Source organism: Micromonospora sp. HM5-17, from assembly GCF_003762835.1.
In the GTDB taxonomy this organism is placed as follows: domain Bacteria; phylum Actinomycetota; class Actinomycetes; order Mycobacteriales; family Micromonosporaceae; genus Plantactinospora.
This window is the reverse complement of record NZ_RJWA01000005.1, coordinates 225,651-249,540: the sequence shown is the minus strand read 5'-3', so window position 1 is coordinate 249,540 and position 23,890 is coordinate 225,651. Positions and strand designations below refer to the sequence as shown.

The window sequence follows — 23,890 nt, the reverse complement described above, 5'->3', positions numbered from 1 at the left end:
GAACGGTTCTCCGCCCACCCGGCGCGTTCGGGTGAGCCGGCGGCCGGACCGGGGTCGCCGGCGGCCGGCGAGCCGAATTCCGTGGGTGGCTTACGCTCGTCGCGTGGAGCGAACAGAGAACCGGTCGGAGGGCGTACCGACCGGTCGGGCCTCGTCGACCGCCGGACCGCAGGCCACTCCCCGTACCGCCGTGGTCTGGGCCGTCCTGCGCCGCGAACTCGACCGGCAGGCGGACCGCCGGCTCAGCGTTCTCGACGTTGGCGGCGGCACCGGCGGCTTCGCGGTGCCGTTGGCCGAGGCGGGGCACCGGGTGACGGTGGTCGACGCCAGCCCCGACGCGCTCGCCGCGCTGACCCGGCGGGCCGCCGAGGCCGGGGTGGCCGAGCGGGTCTCCGCGGTGCAGGGCGACGGGGACGCCCTTGCCGACCTCGTGGAGCCGGCCAGCGTCGACCTGGTGCTGTGCCACGCCGTCCTGGAGGTCGTCGACGACCCGGCAGGGGTGGTCGCCGCGGTCGCCGCCGCGCTGCGTCCCGGCGGCGCGGCGAGCCTGCTGGTCGCGAGCCGGGCCGCCGCCGTCCTCAGCCGGGTGACGAACGGGCACCTCGACGTCGCCGCGGCGCTTCTGGCCGACCCGGACGGCCGCGCCGGGCCGCGGGACACCCTGCGGCGCCGGTACGACGCCGACAGCGCCGCCGCGCTGCTGCGCGCCGCCGGCCTCGAGGTGGAGCAGATCCACGGCGTACGGGTCTTCGCCGACCTCGTCCCGGCGGTGGCCGCCGAGACGGACCCGCAGGCGCTGCTGGAGCTGGAGCTGGCCGCCGCGGCCCGGCCGCCGTACCGGGACGTCGCCGCCCAGCTGCACCTCTTCGCCCGCCGTCCGGAGTGACCGGGGTGGTCGGCGTGTCGGGCGGGGGAGGCGATGAGGTGACCGTCCCGCTCGGGGCCGCCGACCCGCTCGAGGTGGTCCGGCCACACTACGTCGGCGGCAGCCTGGCCGACGTGCTGCCGAGCGTGTTGGCGGTGCTCGGGGCGCCGGCCGGGCCGGGCTCCCCGCCCCGGGGACGCGCGTCGGCGTTCGGTGTTCCCCGCTTCGCCGACCCGCTGGGGCTGACCGGCCCGCTGGCCGGGGTACGCCGGATCGCCGTCCTGCTGCTCGACGGGCTCGGTTGGTACCAGATTCCGGTCGCGGCGCCGTACGCCCCGACCCTGGCCGACCTGGCGCACCGGTTCGGTCGGCCCCTGACCTCGGGCTTCCCCTCGACCACCCCGACGAGTCTGGTGACGCTGGGCACCGGGGCGACCCCGGGCGCGCACGGTGTGCTCGGGTTCCGGCTCAACATCCCGGGGACCGACCGGGTCCTCACCCACATCGACTGGCCGAGGTCGCCGGTGGCCGGGCCGGGCTTCCCCGGCGGCGGCCCGGCCTCCCCGGTCGGCGGAGACCGTCCGGGCGGCACCTGGCCGACCACCGGCACGGCGGAGACCACCGGTACGGAGGAACAGCCGAGGTCGTCGGTGGGGGAGCAACCGGCCCGGTCGTCGGTGGACCCGGCCGCCGGCGGTGGGGGTGAGCCGGGCCGAGGTCGCGACGGCTGGCCGACGGTCGAGGACCCCGATCCCCGGCGCTGGCAGCCGCTGCCGACCCAGTTCGAGCGGGCCGAGGCGGCGGGGGTCGCGGTGAGCCTGGTGAGCCGTCCCGAGCTGGCCGGGACCGGGCTCAGCCTGGCGGCGTACCGGGCGGGTACGCACCGGGGCGCGGTCGGCGTCGACGCGCTGGCCGACGAGATGCTCGCCGCGTTGCGCGCCGGGACGGGGCCGACGCTGGTCTACGGCTACCACCCGGACGTCGACCGGTACGGGCACCAGAACGGCGTCGACACGGCCGAGTGGCGTGCCGCCGTCGCCGAGGTGGACCGGCTGCTCGCCCGGCTGGTCGACGGGTTGCCGCCGGACGCCGCCCTGCTGGTCACCGCCGACCACGGGCAGCTCGACATCCCGGCGGAGGCGCGGTTCGACCTCGACACCGACCCGCGGCTGCGTGCCGGGGTGCGGGTGGTCGCCGGGGAGGCCCGAGTCCGCTACCTGCACACCGAGCCGGGTGCGGTCGACGACGTCGTGGCCACCTGGACGGAGGTGTTGGGAGCCGGTGCGTGGGTCGTCACCCGGGATGAGGCGGTGGCCGCCGGCTGGTTCGGGTCGGTGCCGGAGGCGCACCTGGCCCGGATCGGTGACGTGGTGGCGGTGTGTGTGGCGCCGGCCGTCGTGGTCGCCTCGACGGAGAACCCGATCGAGGCCCGCCTGGTCGCGTACCACGGCTCGTGTACGGCGACCGAGATGACCGTCCCGCTGCTGGTGGTCCGCCGGTCCCGCGGCTAGCCGGACCGAGCGGTACCGGGCCGGACCGGATCGGTGCTCCCTTGATCCGGCCCGGCACGCGCCGGTTCGTGTTCGAGGGCGGCTCAGGCGCCGGCCTCGGCCAGCCGGGTCATCTGGTCCTCGGTCAGCTGGACGTCGAGCGAGCGCACCGCCGCGGCGTACTGCTCGAGGGTGCGGACGCCGACGAGGGTGACCAGGCGTGGATCCCGCTGCTGGCGGAGCCAGGCGAGCACCACCTGGTTTCCGGTCACGCCGAGTTCGGCGGCGATCTCGGCGACCATGGCGAACCGGGCGTCGGAGTCCGGTCCCCGGTACGACTCCATCACGTGGTGCTCGCGACGCTTGGTCAGGTCGTCGTAGCTGCCCTTCAGGATCGGGGAGTACGCGACCAGGGTGAGGTCATCGTGGGTCCGCAGGTAGTCGAGCTGCTCGTCGTCCACGATGGAGGTCGTGTCGGCGCCGGGGCGGGGACGCAGGTACGAGTGCTGCTGCTGGACCGCGACCGGTGCCGGCCACCCGTGCCGCTCGGCGAGCTGGCGGATCCGCTCCAGCCGCCAGGTACGGACGTTGGACCAGCCCACGTACCGGGTCTTGCCGGCCGCGACCAGGTCGGCGAGGGCCTCCAGCGTCTCCTCCAGCGGCGTGTTCCGGTCGTCGACGTGCACGTAGTAGAGGTCGACGTGGTCGGTGCCGAGCCGACGGAGGCTGTCGTCGAGGGCTCGGCGCAGGGTCTGCCCACCGGCGCCCTCGTACTGGCGCGCGGCCGCCCCGGGATCGTCCGGGTGGGCCCGCACCTCGGCCAGGTCCCGGATCCAGGCGCCGCCCTTGGTGGCGAGGAAGACCTCGTCCCGCCGGCCGGTCCGGGCGAACCAGCGGCCGAGCAGGCTCTCGCTCTCCCCACCCCGGAAGGCGGGACCGGGCCACCAGGCGTAACAGTTCGCGGTGTCGAGGAAGTTTCCGCCGTCGTCGAGGTAGCGGTCGAGGATCCGGAACGACGTCTCCTCGTCGGCCATCGTCCCCATCAGCATGCACCCGAGCGCGAGCTGGCTCACCCGTTCACCGGTGTTGCCGAGCGGCAGCGTTTCCATCCATGTTCCTTTCCGCGCGGAAAACCGTTTCACGTTATCGACCCGTTTCGTGATCCGGCACCTGACTTTTCCGGTCGCCGTCGCGGCCCGGGCCACGATCGCCGGGAGCGGCCCGGGCCACGATCGCCGGGAGCGGCCCGGGCCACGATCGTCGGGCGCGGCCCGAGGGACCGTCGTACCTGGGCGCTAGCCTGCGGGCATGGGTCGCAGCCAGTCGGTGCCGCGCGGGAACGACCCGCGCTTCGGTCCGGACGCCGACGACTCCGGCTCACCGATCCTGCACGTCGACATGGACGCGTTCTTCGTCGCCGTCGAGGTCCGACGCCGTCCCGACCTGCGGGGTCGGCCCGTCGTGGTCGGCGGGATGGGCCCGCGCGGCGTGGTCAGCTCCGCCAGCTACGAGGCCCGGGCGTACGGCGTCCGCAGCGCCATGCCGATGGCCCGGGCTCGGGCCCTCTGCCCGAGGGCGGTCTTCCTGCCACCCGACTTCGCCGCGGTCTCGGCCGCCTCCCAGGCGGTGATGGAGATCCTCCGGGACGTCACGCCGCTGGTCGAGCAGCTCTCCGTCGACGAGGCGTTCCTCGACGTCTCCGGGGCCCGCCGGCTGTTCGGCGGGCCGGCCGAGATCGCCCGGCTGATCCGGGCCCGGGTCGCCGAGCAGGAGGGGTTGACCTGCTCGGTGGGGGTGGCGCCGACCAAGTTCGTGGCCAAGCTCGGCTCCAGCCGGGCCAAGCCGGACGGCCTCGTGGTGGTGCCGGCCGACCGGGTGCTGGAGTTCCTGCATCCGTTGCCGGTCGAGGCGCTGTGGGGGGTGGGGGAGCGGGCCGCCCAGACCCTGCGCCGGCTCGGCCTGACCCGCATCGGTGACATCGCCGCGGCGCCGATCGGCCTGCTGCGCAGCGGGCTGGGCGAGGCCGCCGCGACGCACCTGCACGAGCTGGCCGCGGGGCGGGATCCGCGCCCGGTCTCCCCGGAACAGGTGGAGAAGTCGATCGGTGCCGAGGTCACCTTCGACACCGACCTGGCCGACCCCGAGGCCATCCGGCGGGCGTTGCTCGCCCTCGCCGACAAGGTCGGCACCCGGCTGCGCCGGGCCAACCAGGTGGGCCGGACGATCTCGATCAAGGTACGGTTCGCCGACTTCCGTACCGTCAACCGGTCCCGCACCCAGGAGGCGACCGACGTCGCCCGGGAGATCTTCGACACGGCCTGGTCGCTTTTCACCGCGCTCGGTCCGACTGACCGGATTCGCCTCATCGGCGTCCGGGTGGAGGGGCTCAGCGCGGCGGACGGGACGCCCCAGCAGCTCGCGCTCGGCGCGCCGGAGCACGGCTGGCGCGAGGCGGAGGCAGCCGTGGACGCCGCCGCCGCCCGATTCGGCCGGGCGGTGGTGCGGCCGGCGAGCCTGTTGGGGCGTGATGACCTGCGGTAGCCGGAAAAACCGGCGCGGCCATGGGTCGTCCCGCTTTCCGACCCGCGACCCCCCTCGTAGACTGGCGGGTAAGCAGCCGGTTGGCTGCCACGGTCTGTCGGCCCGACCGGGCCGACCAACGTGACCGGGGAGGAGTGCCGTGCCGCTCTCTGAGCACGAGCAGCGGCTGTTCGAACAAATCGAGCAGTCGCTCGCCGAGGACCCAAAGTTCGCCTCGGCTGTGCGCGCCACCGACCCGCGCTTCCAGGCGCGGCGTCGTCTGCTCGTCGCGGTCAGCGGGATCATCGCTGGCCTTGCACTGGTCGTCTACGGCACGGTGAGCAAAACCCCGCTGCTCGGAGTAGCGGGCTTCGTGGTGATGCTCGGTTCGGCCGCGTTCGCGATGCTGTCGCAGCGGCGGGCGCAGTCGCCGGATCTGCACGTCGTGGGCGGCACCACCAGCCGTCGGTTCCGCGGGCGACGCCTGTCTCTGGTCGACCGGCTGGAGGAGAGGTGGCGTCAGCGGCCGGAGGGCCACCGCTGACCGTGTCACCCGGCCGACGGCCCAGGCCGCCGGCGGGGTCCCGCCGGCTTCGTCCCGGCGACGAACGTGTAGTCCCCTGCGCCCCTGATCAGCCGCCGGGTCCGGTATCCGCCGTCCGGGCGTGATCGGACCCTGGTAGCGATCCTGCTCCGCCGAGCCGGCGGATCGTCCCGGCCACCCGCCGATCCTTCTGATCTTCACCCTCGACCGATTCTGTTTTCCGTACCGTCGGCCGACGACGCGTCAATTCGCCGTCGACCCGACGACGCCTCACCTCGCCGCCCGGCTCCGACCGGCGGCGAGCCTCCGGGCACGTCCGCCCGTCCCCGCCGGTGTCGCGCCTCGGGGCACCGCTGGGCCGGGGCGGACGCCCGGCTGCCGGTCGTCCGCCGGTTGACGGCTGCCGGGCGGCCCCCGGCGGAGCGCTCCGCGGCACCGAACCGGGACACGGCGTGGCGAGCGCCGAGGGCCGTACGGCGCGCAGGCTGGTCAGCGAGACGGGCGGCTGGCGAGGACCCGGCGCGGATTCCAGCGCAGCAGCCGGTCCCGTACCCGGCTGCTGCGGCCGACCACCCCGGCCGAGACGTCCATGAGCGTCGACCGCCAGCGGTTCAGCACCGACGGCGGAAGGGCCGCCGCCACGATCCGGGTCCGCCGGTCCGCCTGGCTGCGCAGCGCGCGGCGTACCGCGCGAAGCGCGTCGTCCAGCGGGGCGTGCTGGCGCAGCGGCTCCCGGGCGTACCGGGCCCGTTCCTCGGCCCGGCCGAGCAGGCGTACCGCCTCCTCGGCGGGGCCCGTGGTGAGCCCGTCGGCGACCAGGCGTTCGGCCGTGGCCCGGGGGGTCTCGGTTGGGTCCACCCGGACCCGGAAGTCGACCAGGGTGTCGATGAACTCGTCCCAGGCGGCGTGCGCGTCGGCCCGGGCTCGGGCCAGCTCGCCGTCGCTGAGCAGAACCCGGGCCACCCCGGGCGGGGCCTCGCCCACCGCCGTGGGGGCCGCACTGGCCGCCGCCGTGGTCCGTCGCTGCCGCCGCCGGCGCAGCAGCTCCCGGCGTAGCGCCGGCAGGCTGAGCAGCAGGACGAGCAGGAGCGCCCCGGCCGCCACCCAGAGCGGCCAGGTGGGTCCACGCTGCGCGACCGGCCCGGTGATCTCGCCAAGATTCTCGTCGACGGCGCGCTCGGGCCGGTTGTCCTCGGTCGGGCCGGCCGACGCGTCCGTCTCCGGGTTCCCGCCGGTGGCGGGCGCGCTGGTCACCGGGTCCGGTGCGTCGACGTCCGGCGCCCAGGCCGAGCGGGACCGGGCCGAACCGGGGATGCTCGCGGCCGGCGTCGGGTCGAACGGCACCCAACCGATGTCGGTGAAGTAGACCTCGGTCCAGGCGTGCAGGTTCAGGTTGGTCAGCGTGTACGTGTTCTCCTGCCGGTTGGTGCCGTTGGTGAACCCGAACGCGACCCGCGCCGGAATGCCGGCGGCCCGGACCAGCCAGGTCATCGCGGCGGCGTACTGCTGACAGAAGCCGACCTTGGTGGTGAGGAAGTTGACGATGTCCTGCCCGCTGACCCCGCCCTCGGTACTCACGCTGTAGCTGAACCCGTTGTCGCGGGAGAAGTAGTCGAAGATCGCCCGGACCTTGTCGTAGTCGGTCCGCTTGCCGCGGATGAGCCGCGCGACGAGGTCGTCGACCTCCCGCACCTGGTCGACCTCGGTGTAGAGCTGGCGCATCGCGTGCTCCGGGGGCAGCGACGGTGCGGCGGCCAGCGCCTGCGGCGTGTACTCCGCGCGCACGTACTCGAAGGAGTACTTCCGCTTCTGCGACGAGGACCGGTTGGAGAAGACGACCTGCATGCTCTCGTCGTAGAGCCAGGTGCTGTCCACGCCGCTCATGCTGACCAGCTCGGCGTACACCGGCAGGAACGGCATGTTGAAGTCGATGATCTCGACGTTGGCCTGGTAGGCGTGGTGGGTGATGCCCTCGATGGTCCGTCCGGTGTTGCGCGGGTCGACCATGCCCCGGGTGACCGGCATGCCGTTCGGCGTACGCGTGGCGACCCCGGTGCGGCGCATGTCGTCGGCGACCGCGAACCGCAGGTAGAACGGGCTGGGATCGTCGGTGGTCACCTTGACCATGTCCCGGATCTCGGAGCGGGTGAGTTCCCCGCTGAGCGCGGCGAAGAGGTTGACCCGGCCCGGGGAGCCGCCGGAGCCGCTGAGCCCGTTGCCCTGGCCGCTGCCGCCGGGGCCGATCCGGCTCAGCAGCCCTGACGTCATGCCCGGTACGGCGAGCGGCAGCGCCACCGCCACCACCACGCCGACCACCGCCAGCCGGCGGCCCGCCGCGGCCAGCGGGGACGGCTCCCACACGTCCACGTCGCGTCCGTCGCCGGTGAACCGGCGGCCGAAGTGACGCACCCGGTCGACGTTGTCGGCGGCGAGCAACCACAGGAATCCCGCCGCGCCGATGGCGAAGGGGACCGCCGAGACGCTGTCGACGTGCACCGCCACCGGCACCGAGTAGATCGCCAACATCGGGAGCCCGGCCAGCGCCGGACGGCGTAGGGTGACGGTGAGCAGGTCGACCACGATCGCCACCCCGCCGACCCCGAGCACGGTGATGAACAACAGGGAGTCGACGTCCTGCACCGGGACGCCGTAGGTCCGCATGTCCTGGGCGGAGCCGGTGACCAGCGCGCCGAAGTGCTGGACCGTGGCCGGCATGGGGATCAGGTTCAGCAGTTCGGCGCCGCTGGGGAAGATCCAGGTGAGGCCGAACAGCAACGCGCCGAGCATGCTCACGATCTGCGCCCAGACCGGCGCCCGCCACCACCGGGCGAGCGTCGCGGCCCCGCTGATCAGGGCGACGACGATGACACACTGCACCAGCCAGGTCCACCGCTCGTAGATCGTCGCGAGCGGGGCGGCGGCCAGCAGGGTCGCCACGGCGGCGACGAATCCCAGGTGACGGCGTCCCCTCATGACGTACTCCCGTCCCGGTCGGCGTCCCGACCGTCGCGTCCGGTCTCCCGTCGTGTCGTGGCGGCTCCGGTCTCCCGTCGTGTCGTGGTGGCACCGGCGGACCGGGCCCTCCGGTGGCCGTCCCCGGCCGCGGCCGGTCCGGGGCGGCTCATCGCACACCGCCGGCAACGGTCTCGGCGAGCACGGCCCGCCAGGCGAAGCCCTGCGAGCCCCGGGCGGCCTGCGGCCAGAGCGCCGGCAGCTTGCTGCCGTGCTCGACACTGACCACCCGCCAGCCGCTCTGCATCAGTCCGAGGGCCGCGGCGGCGTGCGCGTGGTTCGCCTCCGCCCTCACCTCGGGGGTGAGGTTGAGCCAGGTCGAGCTGTCGATGAGAAACGCGATGCAGGTGGCGCCGCTGCCGCGCAGGCCGGCGAGCAGTTCGGCCTCGGTGGTGGTCAGGGCGCCGAGGAGAGCAATCACCAGCCCTCCGTCCGAGCGCTGCCGGACCCGCTCGACCAGCGTCGCCACGTCGGCGTGCTTGTTGAGCCGGACCTCGGCCAGGCGGTCGAGCAGCAGGCCCTCACCACCGGCCTCGTTGGCGGTGATGTCGATTCCGGAGTCGCTGACCAGCCGCAGTTTGTAGCCGGCCTGCCGCAGGTGCACCGCGATGCTGGCCGCCGCCGAGACGGCCCACTCGAAGCTGGCGGTCGGACCCTCGCCGCGGTGCGCGAAGGACCGGGTGTCCAGGACGACCGTGGCGCGGCTCTCCCAGGGCTGCTCCTCGCGGCGGACCATCAGCTCGCCGGTGCGCGCGGTCGACTTCCAGTGCACCCGGCGCAGGTCGTCGCCGCGCCGGTACTCCCGGGTCGCCGCGTCGTCCTCGCCGTGGACGGCAACCGAGCGGGCCCGGCTCTCGCCGGTGCCGGCGTACTCGCCGGTCAGCCGGACCGAGGGGAGAGGGGTGACCTGCGGGATGACGGTGAGCGAGTCGACGCTGGGGAAGGCGCGGGTCAGCTCGCAGAGGCCGAACGGGTCGGTGAGCCGGATGACCAGCGGGCCGACCTCGTAGCGACCCCGGATGTCGGCCCGGACCGTGTAGGCCACCGAGCTGGCCTGGTGGGCGCCGAGCCGTTCCAGCACCACCCGGGGACGGCTGCCGAGCGCGTACGGGAGTCGGTCCTCCAGCAGCAGTGTCCCGGTGGGCAGCCGGGACATGTTCTGGAGCCGGAGCACCACCCGGGAGCTGGCGCCGACCGGCACCCGGTGCGGCTGCAGGGACCGGCTGCAGGCGAGCTTGTAGCGGCTGCGCCCGACGTAGAGCGCGGCCAGCAGCGGCAGCACACCGAGCAGGATCGCCACCCGGAGCAGGTCCTTCTCGCCGAGGAGCAGGGCGGAGAGCGCGGCCGCGAGGGCGGCGGCCAGGAAGGACCGGCCCCGGGTGGTGAGCCCGCGCAGGGCCTCGCGCACCGTCACCGCCTCCGGGGCTCGTACGGGGATCGGCCGTTGTCGCTCCTGGACTGCGGCCGGTCGTACGGCGAGCGCTGCCGTTCGTGTGGCAACGGCAACCGATGCACCAGGTCCGAGATGATCGCGTCGGTGGTGCGCCGGGCGAGCTGCGCGTCGGCGGTGGAGATGACCCGGTGGGCGAGGACCGGCACGGCGAGCGCTTGGAGGTCGTCGGGGAGGACGTAGTCGCGACCCTCCAGCGCGGCCACCGCCCGGGCGGTGCGCAGCAGTTGCAGGGTCGCCCGGGGGGAGGCGCCGAGCCGCAGGTCGGGGGATTCCCGGGTGGCGGTGACGAGGTCGACGGCGTACTGCTTGACGGCGTCGGCGACGTGCACGTCGCGGACCGTGGCGATCAGCCGGCGTACCGTCGCGGCGTCGGAGACCGGGCGCAGCTCCTGCAACGGGTCGACCCCGGTGTGTACGTCGAGCATCGCCAGCTCGGCGCCGGCGTCCGGGTAGCCCATGGCGATCCGGGCGGTGAACCGGTCCCGCTGCGCCTCCGGCAGCGGGTACGTCCCCTCCATCTCGATCGGGTTCTGGGTGGCGATCACCATGAACGGCGTCTGCAGGTCGTAGGTGACGCCGTCGACGGTGACCTGCCGCTCCTCCATGCACTCCAGCAGCGCGGACTGCGTCTTCGGCGAGGCCCGGTTGATCTCGTCCCCGACCACCAGGTTCGCGAAGACCGCGCCCGGCCGGAACTCGAAGTCGTGGGTCTCCTGGTTGTAGACGCTGACCCCGGTGACGTCGCTCGGCAGCAGGTCGGGAGTGAACTGGATGCGCCGGACCGAGCAGTCGATGGACCGGGCGAGCGCCTTGGCGAGCTTGGTCTTGCCGACCCCCGGTACGTCCTCGATCAGCAGGTGGCCCTCGGCGAGGAGTACGGCGAGTGCGAGGCGGACCGTGGCGGTCTTGCCCTCGATGACCTGCTCGATGTTCGCCACGATCGCGTCGGTGGCTGCGCGGAACTCGTCACTGGGCAGGATGCCACCCAGCTCGTCCCGAATCTGTTGAGTCACGGGCCTCCTCCTCGTCGGATCACGGCTGCCTAGGTAGAGAGTCGTTGGGCCGGCCGTTTGGTTCGCGGGAGAACACGCCCGTCACTCGTGCCGGGATCACCCGCATGCCTCAGGCTAACCGCATTCGGACGGGTCCACCCCCTCGGCGGTCCCGCTGACCGGGTTGGCGCACAACGGGGCGTCGGGTGCTCATCGTCGGCGTGGCGGGAATCTATCTGGTGCACCGCGTCTGGACCTATCTCGTCTTCGCCGGCGACCGGCTGGACTTCGCCGCGGCGGAGTGGTCGACCACGCCGTTGACCGATGCCGAACGGGAGCAGTTCGTGACGAATCCTCACCTCGACGGTCCGCGCTGGATCATCAACCTGGTCCTTTTCGCGATCTTCCTGCTCGCCGCGGTCAGCCGCCGGCCGACCACGGGATCGCGGCCCGGCCGGCGCCCGGGAACGGGTACGGCAGGCCGGGCCGCGAAGCGGTACAGTGGGTCCATGTCCCGGGTTCACGTGCTCCTTAGCGAGCCGTGCTGACGCGACGACCGCGCCCAGCACGGCTACCCCTCCTGTGCGAGGGGCTTTTTTGTGCGCGGAGAATGTGTGACCGACCCCAGCCCGTGCGTGCACGAGCGTAGCGACGAGGACCGCAGCGAGGAGACGCCATGACCGAGGTAGCCGAGCCGGCGGCGGAGATTCCGCCGTTCCGCTACACCGCCGAGCTGGCCGGAGAGATCGAGCTTCGCTGGCAGGACCGGTGGGCCGAGCGCGGCACCTTCCGGGCTCCGAACCCGGTCGGGCCACTGGCCGATCCGACACACCCTCGGGCGAACGCCGAGAAGCTGTTCGTGCTGGACATGTTCCCGTACCCGTCCGGCGCCGGGCTGCACGTCGGGCATCCGCTGGGCTACATCGGCACCGACTGCTTCGCCCGGTACCAGCGGATGGTCGGGCGCAACGTGTTGCACACCATGGGCTTTGACGCGTTCGGCCTGCCGGCCGAGCAGTACGCGGTGCAGACCGGCACCCACCCGCGGACCACCACCGAGGCGAACATCGACTACTACCGGGCGCAGCTGCGCCGGCTGGGGTTGGGCCACGACGACCGCCGGTCGGTGGCGACCATCGACACCGACTACTACCGCTGGACCCAGTGGATCTTCCTGCAGATCTACAACGCCTGGTACGACCCGGCCGCCCGCAAGGCCCGGCCGATCGCCGAACTGGTCGCCGAGTTCGAGGCGGGGACCCGGCCCACCCCGGACGGTCGGCCCTGGGCCGAGCTGTCCGCCGCCGAGCGGCGGCGGATCATCGACGACCACCGGCTGGCGTACGTCTCCGAGGCGCCGGTCAACTGGTGTCCGGGGCTGGGCACCGTGCTGGCCAACGAGGAGATCACCGCGGACGGCCGGTCGGAGCGGGGCAACTTCCCGGTCTTCAAGCGCAACCTGAAGCAGTGGATGATGCGGATCACCGCGTACGCCGACCGGCTGCTGGAGGACCTGGACGCGCTGGACTGGCCGGAGCCGATCAAGCTGATGCAGCGGAACTGGATCGGCCGCTCCACCGGCGCGCACATCGACTTCCCGACCGCCGGCGCCCCGATCCGGGTCTTCACCACCCGGCCGGACACCATCTTCGGCGCCACCTACATGGTGCTGGCCCCGGAGCACCCGCTGGTCGAGTCGCTGATCCCGGAGAGCTGGCCGGAGGGGACGAAGCCGGCCTGGACCGGGGGGCAGGCCACCCCGCGGGCGGCGGTGGAGGCCTACCGGAAGGCGGCGGCGGCCAAGACCGACGTCGAGCGCCAGGCGGAGAACCGGGAGAAGACCGGCGTCTTCATCGGGGCGTACGCCACCAACCCGGTCAACGGCGCCCAGATCCCGATCTTCATCGCGGACTACGTGCTGGCCGGCTACGGCACCGGGGCGATCATGGCGGTGCCGGCCCAGGACGAGCGGGACTGGGAGTTCGCCGAGGTCTTCGACCTGCCGATCATCCGGACGGTGCAGCCGCCGGAGAACTTCACCGGGAAGGCGTACACCGGGGAGGGGCCGGCGATCAACAGCGCCCGGCCCGAGGGTGACCTGGACCTGAACGGCCTGGGCGTCGCCGAGGCCAAGGCGCGCGTCATCGAGTGGCTGGAGGCGACCGGCAACGGCTCCGGCGCGGTCACCTACCGGCTGCGGGACTGGCTGTTCAGCCGGCAGCGCTACTGGGGCGAGCCGTTCCCGATCGTCTACGACGCCGACGGCAACCCGCACGCGTTGCCGGAGTCGATGCTGCCGGTCGAGCTGCCCGAGGTGGACGACTTCTCGCCGCGCACCTTCGACCCCGACGACGCCGAGTCCGACCCGGAGACGCCGCTGTCCCGGGCCAAGGAGTGGGTCGAGGTCGAGCTGGACCTGGGGGACGGGCCGAAGCGGTACACCCGGGAGACCAACGTGATGCCGCAGTGGGCCGGCTCCTGCTGGTACGAGCTGCGCTACCTGGACCCGCAGAACGCGGAGCGCTTCGTCGACCCGGCCAACGAGCGCTACTGGATGGGGCCGCGCCACCCCGGCGACTGCGGCGGTGTCGACCTGTACGTCGGCGGCCAGGAGCACGCCGTGCTGCACCTGCTGTACGCCCGCTTCTGGCACAAGGTGCTGTACGACCTGGGCCACGTCTCGTCGTTCGAGCCGTACCGTCGGCTGTTCAACCAGGGCATGATCCAGGCGTACGCGTTCCAGGACGCTCGGGGCGCGTACGTCGAGGCGGCCGAGGTGGAGGAGCGCGACGGCGGCTACTTCTACCGGGGGCAGCCGGTCACCCGGGTCTACGGCAAGATGGGCAAGTCCCTGAAGAACGTGGTCACCCCGGACGAGATGTGCGCGGCGTACGGCGCCGACACGTTCCGGGTCTACGAGATGTCGATGGGGCCGCTGGAGGTCTCCCGGCCCTGGGAGACCCGGGCGGTGGTCGGGGCGTACCGGTTCCTGCAGCGGGTCTGGCGGGCGCTGGTCGACGAACACACCGGTGAACTGCGGGTTGTCGACACCCCGGCCGACGACGCCACCCGACGGCTGCTGCACCGGACCATCGACGGGGTGCGGTCCGATCTGGACAACATCCGGATGAACACCGCGATCGCCAAGCTGATCGAGCTGACCAACGGGATCACCCGGCTGCCGGCGACGCCCCGCGAGGTGGCCGAGCCGCTGGTGCTGATGCTGTCGCCGTTCGCGCCGCACATCGCCGAGGAGCTGTGGGAGCGGCTGGGGCACCCCGAGTCGCTGGCGTACGAGCCGTTCCCGGTCGCGGACCCGAGCCTGCTGGTCGCCGAGTCGGTGACGTACCCGGTGCAGGTGGGTGGCAAGGTCCGGGCCCGGGTCGAGGTCGCGGCGGACGCGTCCGAGGACGACGTACGGGCGGCGGCGCTGGCCGCGGTCGCCGACCACCTGGGTGGCCGGGAGCCGCGGAAGGTGATCGTGGTGCCGGGTCGGATGGTCAGCGTCGTCGTCTGACCCGACGGAGGATCGGTGACGTGACCGCGGGGCCGGGCGGCGGGTGTCGCCCGGCCCCGCGGCGTCGCTGCCGACGATCGATGCCGGTCGTCGGTCCGAGCTGCCGCACAGGTTGGGCGCGTGAGCGCTGAGGCCGTGGGTCGACACCTGCCCGCCGTCGTGACGCTCGACGACGTGGCGGCAGTCTGGGGGTTCCGGGCGCTGATGCATCGACGGTAGACGATCGTGTCGATCGGGGGCACGGGACGGCGCCCGATAGCCTGAACCCACGCAGTGCCGCGCCCCAGTCCGCATCGTCGGCGTCGCGACGTCGTACATCCCGTCCCGTCGGTTCCGCCGGGAGCCACCCAACGGCCCGGTCGAGGCGGCATGCGATGGCAGGCGGTGGACGCCCACGACAGGCATCGGAGGAACCCTCGCATGCGTCCGTCCCGCGACGAGCGACGGCGGCTGGTGGTGCTCAGCCTGTTGTTCGTCACCGCGGCGCTCGCCCTGGAACTCTTCGCCAACGTGGTCAGCGGTCCGCTGCAGCGGGCGCTTGATCGGCTGCCCGACGGGCTGTACCTGGCGGTCCTGGCGACACTCCTCGTCGCGGCGATCGTGGCGACCGCGAGGTACGAGCGATCGGCCCGCCGTACCGCCCAGGAATCGACCGCCGACCCTGCCGCGCGAGCCGAGCCCGCCCGATCCGCGAGCTGGCGGCCGAGCCGCCGCACGCTGGTGCGGGCCGGGCTCGGGGTCGCCGTCACGGGCGCGGTCGCCGTTGCCGCGACCCCGAGACTGCGCTCCTGGCTGTCGGCCCCAGATCCCCCGGACGAGGCGCCCGGATGGAGCCCGCAGACGCGGCGAAGGCGTTCGGTCCGGTGATCCCGGGACTGCCGAGTCACGGTACGAGGACGGCGCGGCCGGGTACCGTGCCCGCCTCCAGGTCGGCGAAGGCCCGCGGGCCGTCGGCGAGCGGATAGGTCGTGACGTCGACCGACACCTTGCCCTGTTTCGCCAGGTCGATCACCTGCCGCTGGTCGGAGCGGGTGCCCGCGTACGGGCGGCGGACGTCCACGCCCCAGGGCAACGGCGCGGTGGCGGCATCGGCGCGGTAGGGGAACCCGCCACCGCCCAGACCGACGAGGCGCAGCGCCCCGTCGGGCGCGATGACCTGCGTCGCGAGGTCCACCGTGGGCTGCACACCGACGAAGTCGAAGACGGCGTCCGCGCCGTAGCCGGACGTCTCGTCGAGAATCCGCTGGGCGGTGTCGGCGTCAGTCTTGATCACCAGGTCGGCACCGTGCCCGCGGGCGATCTCCAGCTTCTGCTCGCTGGTGTCGACCGCGATGAGGCGGGCGCCGGTGGTCGCGGCGAGGATCTGCAGGCCGACATGACCGAGCCCGCCGACCCCGATGACCACGGCGGTGGCGCCGGGATCGAGGCGGTGCCGGGCGCCGTTGATGGCGTGCATCGACGTGAGCCCGGCGTCGGCAAGTGGGGCCGCCCGCACCGGGTCGAGATCGCCGAGCGGTTCCAGGAAGCGCTGGTTGACCTTGATGTACTCCGCCATGCCACCGTCGGGTCCGAGCCCCGGACCCGGCGGCAAACCCAGCCGTCCGCCGGTGGTGGCACAGACGTTGTCGCGCCCAGCGACGCACTGCCGGCACACCCCGCAGGCCCAGACGAGGTACACCAGCACCGGGTCGCCCTCGGCGAACCCGCTGACGTTGGCGCCCAGCGCGGCGACGTGCCCGGCGGTCTCGTGCCCGAGCGTCACGTTCAGCGCCGGCCAGTCGGGCGTGTGCAGGATGTGCAGGTCCGAGTGGCAGAGGCCGGCGCCGGCGACCCTGACCAGCACCTCGTCCGGGGCGATCGCCGGCACCGGCACGTCTCGGACCTCGATCGTGCCGGGCGCGACGAGCTGTAACGCCTGCATGACCTGCCGCCCCTCCGCGTCGAGTTGGACGAACCGTACGAGCGAGCGCCCTTCACGATAGCGAGCGGAAGACCCGAAAAGCCCGATTTCTAGTGAGCGCCCACCTGCCGGACCCGTCTCCCGTACCCGAGCGAGAGCCCGGCGGTCGGATCGCCGCCGCCGTAGGGCCGTGGTTGAGTGGGGTCCCCTGAACTTGAGGAGATGGAGACGCGGCGATGATCTACCGGGCAGGCGGTCGACTCGGCCCGCACCTCATCCGATCCGTGACATTCGGGGTACGACGGTGGCACGGCGGCTTGGACCCGGATCACGTGTACGCCTTCCTGCGCCGGGCCGCCGACGAGATGGGCGCCCGACGCCGTGACGCCTGTAGGCACGGGCGTGCGGTCCCGACACGCGATGGCGGCTGGTGACCGATCCGCTTTGGTGATCCCGACGGATTGCCGTAAGGAAAAACCGGGACCACGCCTGGTGGCGTGAGACGTCCCGTCAGAGCAGCGCTTCCAGGGTGATCGGGAGGGTACGGATCCGCCGGCCGGTGGCGTGGTAGACCGCGTTGGCGATCGCCGCCGACGTACCGACGATGCCGATCTCGCCGACGCCCTTCACCCCGAGCGGGTTGACCACCTGATCCGGCACCTCGATGGTCTCCACCACCACGTCCGGGACGTCGGCGTTCGTCGCGACCAGGTAGTCGGCGAGGTTCTCGTTGGCGTACCGGCCGGTGTGCGGGTCCATCCGGGTCGCCTCCAGCAACGCCTGGCTGAGCCCCCAGAGCATCCCGCCGAGGAGCTGACTGTGCGCGGTCTTGCGGTTCAGCACCCGCCCCGGCGCGAAGACCCCGACGAGTCGGCGTACCCGGATTCTCCCCAGGTCGGCGTCGACGGCGACCTCGGCGAACTGCGCCCCGAAGGTGTGCATGGCGTGGTCGCTGGCCATCGGCAGCACCGGCGTCCAGGTGCCGATCGCCTCGACGTCCGGCATGTGGTTGCGGTCGAGCAGCTCGGCGTACGTCTCGCCGACCTGGGGCGCGTCCCGCCGGCACATCCGGCCGTCCCGGACCACCACGTCGGCCGGGTCGGCGCCGTGCAGCGGGGAGCCCTGGTCGGCCACCGCGTGCCGGATGAGCTGGTCACGCAGCTGAACGCACGCCAGGTGTACGGCGGCACTGGTCGCTCCCGCGCCGGCCGACCCGACCGCGGCGGCGATGTTCGGCAGGTCGGTGGTGCCGCCGACGAAGCGTACCCGGGTCACCGGCAGCCCGAGGGCGTCCGCCGCGACCTGGGTCATCGCGGTCAGTGCCCCGGTGCCGAACTCGGATATCCCGGCCTCCACCACCGCGCTGCCGTCGCCGTACATCCGGGCCCGGGCCCGCTGCGGGCTGATCGGCGCGGCGACCGGGTACGCCGCGGTCGCCATTCCGGTGCCGACCAGCCACTGCCCGTCGCGCCGTACGCCGGGGGTCGGGTCCCGGTCGGCCCAGCCGATGAGCTCGGCGCCGCGCTGGTAGCACTCCCGGAGTCCCTTGCTCGACCACGGCTTGCCGGTCTCCGGGTCGGTGTCGGCGTGGTTGCGCAGCCGCAGCTCCAGCGGGTCGACCCCGACCGCGTACGCGAGTTCGTCCATCGCGGACTCCAGGGCGAACATCCCGGTCGCCTCGCCCGGCCCCCGCGTGAAGGTGGGGGTGATGATGTTGCCCCGGACCAGCCGGTAGCCGCCCGCGTAGTTCGGGCAGGCGTAGGTGATCGCCGCCGACTCCAGCGACGTCTCGGCCCAGTCGTCGAAGTGCGAGGTCAGTCCGATCTTGTCGTGGGTCAGCGCGGTCAGTCGCCCGTTCCGGTCGGCGCCGATGCGGATCCGCTGCTCCTGCTCCTCCCGGTGCCCGCAGGAGTGGAACATCTGGTCGCGGCTGAGCGCGAGCCGGACCGGGCGGCCGACCTGGCGGGCGGCGAGCGCGGCGAGGGTGACGTGCGGCCAGATCAGCGCCTTCGACCCGAAGCTGCCACCGACGTAGTGGCTCACCACCCGGACGTTGACCGGCGGCAGGCCGAGCAGTTCGGCGACGCTGAGCTGGGTCGCGGTCGGCCCCTGGGTCGAGTCGTAGAGGGTCAGCCGGTCGACGTCGTCCCAGACCGCGGTGGTGGTCGACGGCTCCAGCGGGTTCTGGTGGTTGACCGCGAACCGGTACGTCAGGTCGAGCGTCACCTCCGCGTCCCGCAGCGCCGCCTCCGGGTCGCCCCGGGTCGGGTTCCGCCCCGGGACCAGCCCGCCGAAGATCTTCTCCGGCTCGTACGCCTGCTCCCGTCCCTGGTCGAGCAGGGTCAGCGCGGGCGTCTCCGCGTAGCTGACCCGGACCAGCGTGGCGGCGTGCTCGGCGCGTTCCAGGGTGTCGGCGACGACGATCGCCACCGGCTGCCCGGCGTAGTGGACCACGTCGTCCTGCATCGGGAAGTAGCTCTGCCCGTGCGCGGTCAGCCCGGCCAGCGACGGGAAGAGTCTCGGCCGGGCCGCGACCCGGGGCAGGTCCAGGTGGGTCAGGACGGCGATCACTCCGTCCGCCGTCATCGCCGCCTGGCGGTCGATGCCGATGATCCGGCCGCTCGGCACCTGGGCGCCGAGGAGCACGGCGTACGCGAGACCGGGGAGCGGGATCTCACCCGAGTACCGGGCGGCCCCGGTCACCTTGGCCCGACCGTCCACCCGGTCGAGCGCCGCACCGATCGCCGGACTCATGACCCCTCACCTCCGCCTTGTCGCCGCGGCGCGAGACCCCCGGTCGCCGCGGCTCGCCACCCCGTTCCGGGTGCCGCGATCCATGACCCGGCCTCCGTCGTCGGGCTTCATGACCCGTGGTCGTCCTGGCTGAGCAGCCCCGCCGCCGTACCGTCGCGCAGGTCCGGGTCGCCGATCGCCATCCGCAGCGCCCGGACGATGGTTCGCCGGGCCAGCTCGATCTTGAAGTCGTTCATCCCGTACCCGACCGCCGGGGCGAGTTCCTCCCGGGCCGCCGCGGCGAAGCTCTCCACCGTGGCCGGTGCGCCGGTCAGCGTCGCCTCGGCCCGGCGGGCCCGCCAGGGCACGGTGGCGACGCCGCCGAGCGCCAGCCGGACCTCGGCGACGGTCCCGCCGTCGAGCCGGACCGCCACCGCGGCCGAGGCGAGCGCGAACTCGTACGACTCGCGGTCGCGCACCTTCAGATACAGTGACCGGCTCGCCATCGGGTTCGGTGGCACCTCGACCGCGACCACCAGCTCGCCGTGGGCGAGTGGATGTTCGCGGTGCGGGGTGTCCCCCGGGAGCAGGAAGAACTCGTCGATCGCGTACCGGTGGGGTCCGTCCGGACCCTGGGTCAGCACGACCGCGTCGAGCGCGACCAGCGCGACCGCCAGATCGGAGGGGTGGGTGGCGATGCAGTACTCGGTGGTGCCGAGGACCGCGTGCCCCCGGTTGATCCCGTGGATGGCGCTGCACCCGGTGCCCGGCTCGCGCTTGTTGCAGCGCGCGGCCACGTCTCGGAAGTAGCCGCAGCGGACCCGTTGCAGCAGGTTGCCGCCGATCGACGCCATGTTGCGCAGCTGCGGTGAGGCGCCCAGCAGCAGGGCCTGGGAGATCATCGGGAAGCGGCGCCGGATCGGCAGGGCCTGGGCCACGTCGCTCATCCGTGCCAGGGCACCGATGTGGACGCCGCCGCCGGGCAGCTCCTCGATCTGGTGCAGCGGCAGGTCGTTGATGTCGACCAGCCGGCGCGCCGGGGAGACGTAGACGCGTTGCAGATCCACCTCGGTGGTGCCGCCAGCCAGGAACGTGCTGTCCGGGTCGGCGGCGACGGTGCCGACCGCGGTGGCGACGTCGGCCACCCGGGAGTAGCTAAGCGGCCGCACCAGGACCTCCTTCCGCCGCCGGGCCCTCCGCCGGTCCGGGCCGTCCGGACCCGGCCGGTGGTGGCCCGGTCTCGGTCGGGCCGACCCCGGCCGGTCTGGCCCGCGCCGGCTCCGGCCGGGTGGAGCCACCCTCCGCGGCCGTGGCCGGGATCTGGTTCGTCGCCGCGTCGCGGACCGTCCGGATCGCGGCCCGGATGTTCGGGTACGCCGCGCAGCGGCAGAGATTGCCGCTCATCCACTCCCGGATCTGGTCGTCGTCGGCGCCGTGTCCCTCGGCGAGGAGGGCCACGGCCGACATGATCTGCCCCGGGGTGCAGTAGCCGCACTGGAAGGCGTCGTGGTCGATGAACGCCTGCTGCATCGGGTGCAGCTCCACCCCGTCGGAGAGCCCCTCGATCGTGGTGATCTCACGGGTCTCGCAGGCGATGGCGAGGGTCAGGCAGGCCAGGACCCGTCGCTTGTCGACCCAGACCGTGCAGGCCCCGCAGGCGCCCTGGTTGCAGCCCTTCTTGGCGCCGGTCAGGCCGAGCCGGTCCCGCAGCGCGTCGAGCAGGCTGACCCGGGGCTCGACCAGAATGGTCCGGGGCGTGCCGTTGACGTGTAGGCGTACCACCACCGAGGTGGGGCCGCGGACGACCGCGGTGTCGGCGGTCTGGACCGCCCCGACCGTCTCCGCGTACGACTTCACCTGATCCCCCCGCTGCCGATCGCCGCCGGTCCGGGCCGCCCGTTCCGGTCCCTGCAGACCCGGCGGTCCACGCCGGGGCGTGCCGCCGGGGCATGCCGCCACCTGCTGGGGAATACTGCGCGACCGGCGGACACTCCTCACCGTACCGCCGGAGCGACGCTATCGGGCATACAACCCAAAAGGAGTGAATCGGTGGTCGGAGTCCGCTACCGCCCGGCCTCGTCGTGGTCGGCGGGGACCTCGCGCGGTGCGGCCCGCCTGGCGCACCACCAACGGGCCCCGAGCCCGGCGGCGACGGCCAGGCCCAGTCCGGCTGGAGCGACGGTCAGCCAGTTCACCTCGTCCGGCGCGACCACCGCCGCCCCGACCGCGGCGTAGCCGAACGCCGACGGGGCCGAGGCGAGGACGCTGCCGACCAGGAACGGCAGCAGCCGCGCGCCGGTGGTGCCGTAGCCGTAGCTGACCAGTCCGTAGCCGCCGAGCGGCACCAGCCGTACGGAGATCACCCCGAGGACGCTCTGCCGGGTGAACCAGTGGTCCAGCCGGGCCAGCCGGCCGCGTACCCGGGCGGCGACGAAGTCCCGACCGAGCAGCCGGCCGACCGCGAAGCCCGCGGCGGCGGCCAGCAGGGCGGAGCCCAGCGTGTAGCCGGCCCCGGCGAGCGGCCCGAAGAGCGCCCCCCAGACCACCGTGATCGCGGTCCGGGGGACCAGGGCGAGCATCAGCACCGCCCCCACCAGCACCGCGGCGACCGGGGCCAGCGGCCCCAGCCGGTCGACCAGCCGCGGCAGCGCGGCCAGTTCGGGCCGGGGCACCACCAGCAGGGCGAGTCCGCAGAGCCCGAGCAGCAGCACCAGGAGGGTGAACCGGGCGACCGGCCGTTGGCGCGGCAGCCGCCCGACCCCTCCGGTCACGCCCGGGCTGCCAGGGCCGCCCGGCGCTCGGCGCGCAGGCGCTCGGACCAGGTGTCATCCAACGGCGGCAGCTGGTGCACGCCGGTCGCCCAGCGGAGCAGCAGGTCGGCCAGGGCCGGGTTGCGGGCCAGCGCCGGGCCGTGCGCGTACGTGCCGAGCAGCTTGCCCCGCCAGGCTCCCTCGGTGATGCCCTCGTTGCCGATTCCGCTGGTGACCCGGGCCAGCGGGGAGACTCCCGGGCCGAGGTGGGTCCGGCCGCCGTGGTTCTCGAACCCGCTCAGCGGCGGAAGCCCGAGCCGGGGATCGATGTCGCCGGCGAGCTCGCCGACGGCCCGGGTCGACCCCCGGTCGGAGTGCAGGTCGAGCAGGTCGAGCCCGGCGCACTTGGTGCCCTTGGCGAAGAACGAGCCGCCGAGCAGCTGGTAGCCGGCGCAGACCGCGAAGACCACCGACCCCTGGGCGACCGCGCGGTGCAGCCCACCGTCGGCGATCAGCCGCTGGGCGCCGAGCGCCTGCGGGCCGTCCTCGCCCCCGCCGATCAGGTAGATGTCGGCGGTGGTGGGGAGCCGCTGGTCGGAGCGGACCTCGATGGTCTCCACCGGTATGCCGCGCAGTTGGGCCCGGCGGGCGAGGATCAGCATGTTGCCCCGGTCGCCGTAGGTGGAGAGCAGATCCGGGTAGATCCAGACGATGCGCAGCGTGCTCTCCCCGCCGGGAGCGGGTACGGGATACGCCCGGTCAGTTGACACGGTTCAGCTCCGCTCGGATGTCCTGGAACGCCGTGTAGTTGGCGATCACCTCAAGCCGGCCCGGCGGGACGCTCGCGATCGCGTCCGAGAAGGTCCGTACGTGGTGGAACGGTACATCGTTGACCTCGAGCCGGACCGCCAGATCGAAGGCACGGTCACCGGTGATCAGCACCTGGCGGCCGCGCAGCGGGGAGAAGTCGACGTCGAAGAGCCACGAGGTGTCCAGCCCGTCCGGGTCCCGGGCGTTGATCGAGAGCAGGGTCGGGGCGACCTCGGCCATGTCGAACGCCTCCAGCCAGCTCGCCGGGTTCTTCGCCAGCAGCAGCCGGATGGTCCGCCCGTCCCGCACCACCTGCGCGTACCGGCCGGCGACCGAGGTGACCCCGGCCAGCCGGGAGACGGCGTCGGCGGGTCGTACGCCGAACTCGGCCGCGACGGCGAGGGCGGTGGCGGCGTTGCCGAGGTTGACCCGGCCCGGTAGCTGCAGCACCACCTTGTGCCAGGCGCCGGCGGGGTCGACCACCCCGTCGTCCTCGACCACCCACTGCGGCTCGGGGCGGCGCAGCCAGCATCCGGTGCACCACCACTGGTCGGCCATCCGCTCGATCGGCGAGCCGCACTCCGGGCAGACCCACGAGTCGTCGCGCCAGCGCTGGCCGGCGCTGAACCAGGTCACCGGGGCCGGTTGCACCGCCTCGCTGCGGTTCGCCGGAGGGGTCGCCGCCCAGACCACCATCGGGTCGTCGGCGTTGGCGACCACCCGTACCCCCGGGTGGCGGACCAGCGCGGCCCGCCAGAGCTGCGCCATCATCGACACTTCCTTGGCCCGGTCGAGCTGGTCGCGGGAGAGGTTGAGCAGCGCGACGACGCGGGCGTTGGTCGCCTCCAGCACCTGGGGGAGGTAGTGCTCGTCGACCTCCAGCACGGCGTACGGGGTGTTGCCCGCCTTGGCCAGCGCGGAGGTGTGCCCGGTGGGCATGTTCGCCCCCAACGAGTTCGTGGCGACCGGGCCGAGTACGCCGACCGCGGCGGCGGTCAGCCGAGTGGTGGTCGTCTTGCCGTTGGTTCCCGAGATCAGCGCGATGGCGCGGCCGGCCGACAGGTGCGCGAGGAGATCCGGGTCGATCTTGAGACCGATCCATCCGCCGATGACCGAGCCGTCACCTCGGCCGGCGGCCCGGGACAGCGCCGCAGCGGTCCGCGACACGGAGCTGGCCACCTTTGCCCGAAGGGGCATTTTCCCGTCCGTCACGCGAGCGAGGTTACCGGACGGCGCGGGGCGGGTGGCCGTCGCACGAGGGACCGCGCCACCCTCCGGACCCCGCCGGTACGGGCCTCGGGCGG

Annotated in this window: 18 protein-coding genes and 1 pseudogene; 8 read left to right on the top strand and 11 right to left on the bottom strand. The window is 73.3% G+C overall.

Annotation, left to right across the window (positions count from 1 at the left end; all coding sequences use genetic code 11):
- Positions 1 to 103 precede the first annotated feature (103 nt).
- Both EF879_RS16685 and EF879_RS16680 read left to right on the top strand, forming a co-directional pair.
- Positions 104 to 886 carry a methyltransferase domain-containing protein gene (locus tag EF879_RS16685; protein WP_123559622.1) on the top strand — a complete coding sequence of 261 codons (783 nt, stop codon included), beginning with the start codon at positions 104 to 106 and terminating at the stop codon, positions 884 to 886.
- Positions 887 to 1,101: 215 nt separating this feature from the next.
- Complete coding sequence (locus EF879_RS16680) at positions 1,102 to 2,376, top strand: alkaline phosphatase family protein (protein ID WP_370375520.1); 1,275 nt, start codon at positions 1,102 to 1,104, stop codon at positions 2,374 to 2,376.
- Positions 2,377 to 2,459: 83 nt separating this feature from the next.
- On the opposite strand, the gene EF879_RS16675 is transcribed toward EF879_RS16680, so the two are convergent.
- Positions 2,460 to 3,464 (bottom strand): aldo/keto reductase, encoded by a 1,005-nt coding sequence (locus EF879_RS16675; protein WP_123559620.1) that lies wholly within the window; start codon positions 3,462 to 3,464, stop codon positions 2,460 to 2,462.
- A 199-nt stretch (positions 3,465 to 3,663) separates the two neighbouring features.
- Here EF879_RS16675 and dinB point away from each other — a divergent pair, with 199 nt between their 5' ends.
- On the top strand, positions 3,664 to 4,896 hold the full coding sequence (gene dinB / locus EF879_RS16670) for a DNA polymerase IV (protein ID WP_123559618.1): 1,233 nt from the start codon (positions 3,664 to 3,666) through the stop codon (positions 4,894 to 4,896).
- Positions 4,897 to 5,035: 139 nt separating this feature from the next.
- Positions 5,036 to 5,419, top strand: coding sequence for a DUF3040 domain-containing protein (locus EF879_RS16665; RefSeq protein ID WP_123559616.1), 384 nt, complete (start codon positions 5,036 to 5,038; stop codon positions 5,417 to 5,419).
- 489 nt (positions 5,420 to 5,908) lie between these two features.
- Here the strand turns inward: EF879_RS16665 and EF879_RS16660 are convergent, their stop codons facing one another.
- The 3 genes from EF879_RS16660 to EF879_RS16650 all read right to left on the bottom strand — a co-directional run bounded on the left by EF879_RS16660 (position 5,909) and on the right by EF879_RS16650 (position 10,897).
- The gene (locus EF879_RS16660; RefSeq protein WP_123559614.1) at positions 5,909 to 8,392 is read right to left on the bottom strand and encodes a DUF3488 and transglutaminase-like domain-containing protein; all 2,484 of its coding nucleotides are present in this window, start codon (positions 8,390 to 8,392) and stop codon (positions 5,909 to 5,911) included.
- Positions 8,393 to 8,540: 148 nt separating this feature from the next.
- Positions 8,541 to 9,839, bottom strand: coding sequence for a DUF58 domain-containing protein (locus EF879_RS16655; protein WP_123559989.1), 1,299 nt, complete (start codon positions 9,837 to 9,839; stop codon positions 8,541 to 8,543).
- Positions 9,840 to 9,841: 2 nt separating this feature from the next.
- Positions 9,842 to 10,897, bottom strand: coding sequence for a MoxR family ATPase (locus tag EF879_RS16650; RefSeq protein WP_123559612.1), 1,056 nt, complete (start codon positions 10,895 to 10,897; stop codon positions 9,842 to 9,844).
- Between the two features lie 185 nt (positions 10,898 to 11,082).
- Between EF879_RS16650 and EF879_RS16645 the strand changes: the two genes are divergently transcribed.
- The 3 genes from EF879_RS16645 to EF879_RS16635 all read left to right on the top strand — a co-directional run bounded on the left by EF879_RS16645 (position 11,083) and on the right by EF879_RS16635 (position 15,260).
- The gene (locus EF879_RS16645; protein ID WP_123559610.1) at positions 11,083 to 11,424 is read left to right on the top strand and encodes a hypothetical protein; all 342 of its coding nucleotides are present in this window, start codon (positions 11,083 to 11,085) and stop codon (positions 11,422 to 11,424) included.
- 128 nt (positions 11,425 to 11,552) lie between these two features.
- Positions 11,553 to 14,393 (top strand): leucine--tRNA ligase, encoded by a 2,841-nt coding sequence (gene leuS, locus EF879_RS16640; RefSeq protein WP_123559608.1) that lies wholly within the window; start codon positions 11,553 to 11,555, stop codon positions 14,391 to 14,393.
- Between the two features lie 420 nt (positions 14,394 to 14,813).
- Positions 14,814 to 15,260 carry a hypothetical protein gene (locus EF879_RS16635; RefSeq protein WP_123559606.1) on the top strand — a complete coding sequence of 149 codons (447 nt, stop codon included), beginning with the start codon at positions 14,814 to 14,816 and terminating at the stop codon, positions 15,258 to 15,260.
- A 16-nt stretch (positions 15,261 to 15,276) separates the two neighbouring features.
- Here the strand turns inward: EF879_RS16635 and EF879_RS16630 are convergent, their stop codons facing one another.
- Positions 15,277 to 16,314 (bottom strand): alcohol dehydrogenase catalytic domain-containing protein, encoded by a 1,038-nt coding sequence (locus tag EF879_RS16630; RefSeq protein ID WP_123559604.1) that lies wholly within the window; start codon positions 16,312 to 16,314, stop codon positions 15,277 to 15,279.
- 215 nt (positions 16,315 to 16,529) lie between these two features.
- Here EF879_RS16630 and EF879_RS16625 point away from each other — a divergent pair, with 215 nt between their 5' ends.
- The gene (locus EF879_RS16625) at positions 16,530 to 16,727 is read left to right on the top strand and encodes a DivIVA domain-containing protein (RefSeq protein ID WP_123559602.1); all 198 of its coding nucleotides are present in this window, start codon (positions 16,530 to 16,532) and stop codon (positions 16,725 to 16,727) included.
- 76 nt (positions 16,728 to 16,803) lie between these two features.
- Here EF879_RS16625 and EF879_RS16620 read toward each other — a convergent pair whose 3' ends face one another.
- The 6 genes and pseudogenes from EF879_RS16620 to EF879_RS16595 form a co-directional block, all read right to left on the bottom strand.
- Positions 16,804 to 19,047 (bottom strand): xanthine dehydrogenase family protein molybdopterin-binding subunit, encoded by a 2,244-nt coding sequence (locus tag EF879_RS16620; RefSeq protein WP_123559600.1) that lies wholly within the window; start codon positions 19,045 to 19,047, stop codon positions 16,804 to 16,806.
- A 107-nt stretch (positions 19,048 to 19,154) separates the two neighbouring features.
- The gene (locus EF879_RS16615) at positions 19,155 to 20,195 is read right to left on the bottom strand and encodes a xanthine dehydrogenase family protein subunit M (protein ID WP_123559598.1); all 1,041 of its coding nucleotides are present in this window, start codon (positions 20,193 to 20,195) and stop codon (positions 19,155 to 19,157) included.
- A gap of 163 nt (positions 20,196 to 20,358) precedes the next feature.
- Positions 20,359 to 20,811 (bottom strand): annotated as a pseudogene (locus tag EF879_RS28195) ((2Fe-2S)-binding protein); the annotation flags it as partial.
- Positions 20,812 to 21,089: 278 nt separating this feature from the next.
- Entirely contained in the window at positions 21,090 to 21,797 is a 708-nt protein-coding gene (locus EF879_RS16605; RefSeq protein ID WP_123559594.1) for a TVP38/TMEM64 family protein, read from the bottom strand.
- Positions 21,794 to 22,546: a type 1 glutamine amidotransferase gene (locus EF879_RS16600; protein ID WP_123559592.1), complete on the bottom strand. Its 753-nt coding sequence runs from the start codon at positions 22,544 to 22,546 to the stop codon at positions 21,794 to 21,796. The genes EF879_RS16605 and EF879_RS16600 overlap by 4 nt, the downstream gene beginning before the upstream one ends.
- Positions 22,536 to 23,783 (bottom strand): Mur ligase family protein, encoded by a 1,248-nt coding sequence (locus tag EF879_RS16595; RefSeq protein ID WP_123559590.1) that lies wholly within the window; start codon positions 23,781 to 23,783, stop codon positions 22,536 to 22,538. The genes EF879_RS16600 and EF879_RS16595 overlap by 11 nt, the downstream gene beginning before the upstream one ends.
- Positions 23,784 to 23,890 lie beyond the last annotated feature (107 nt).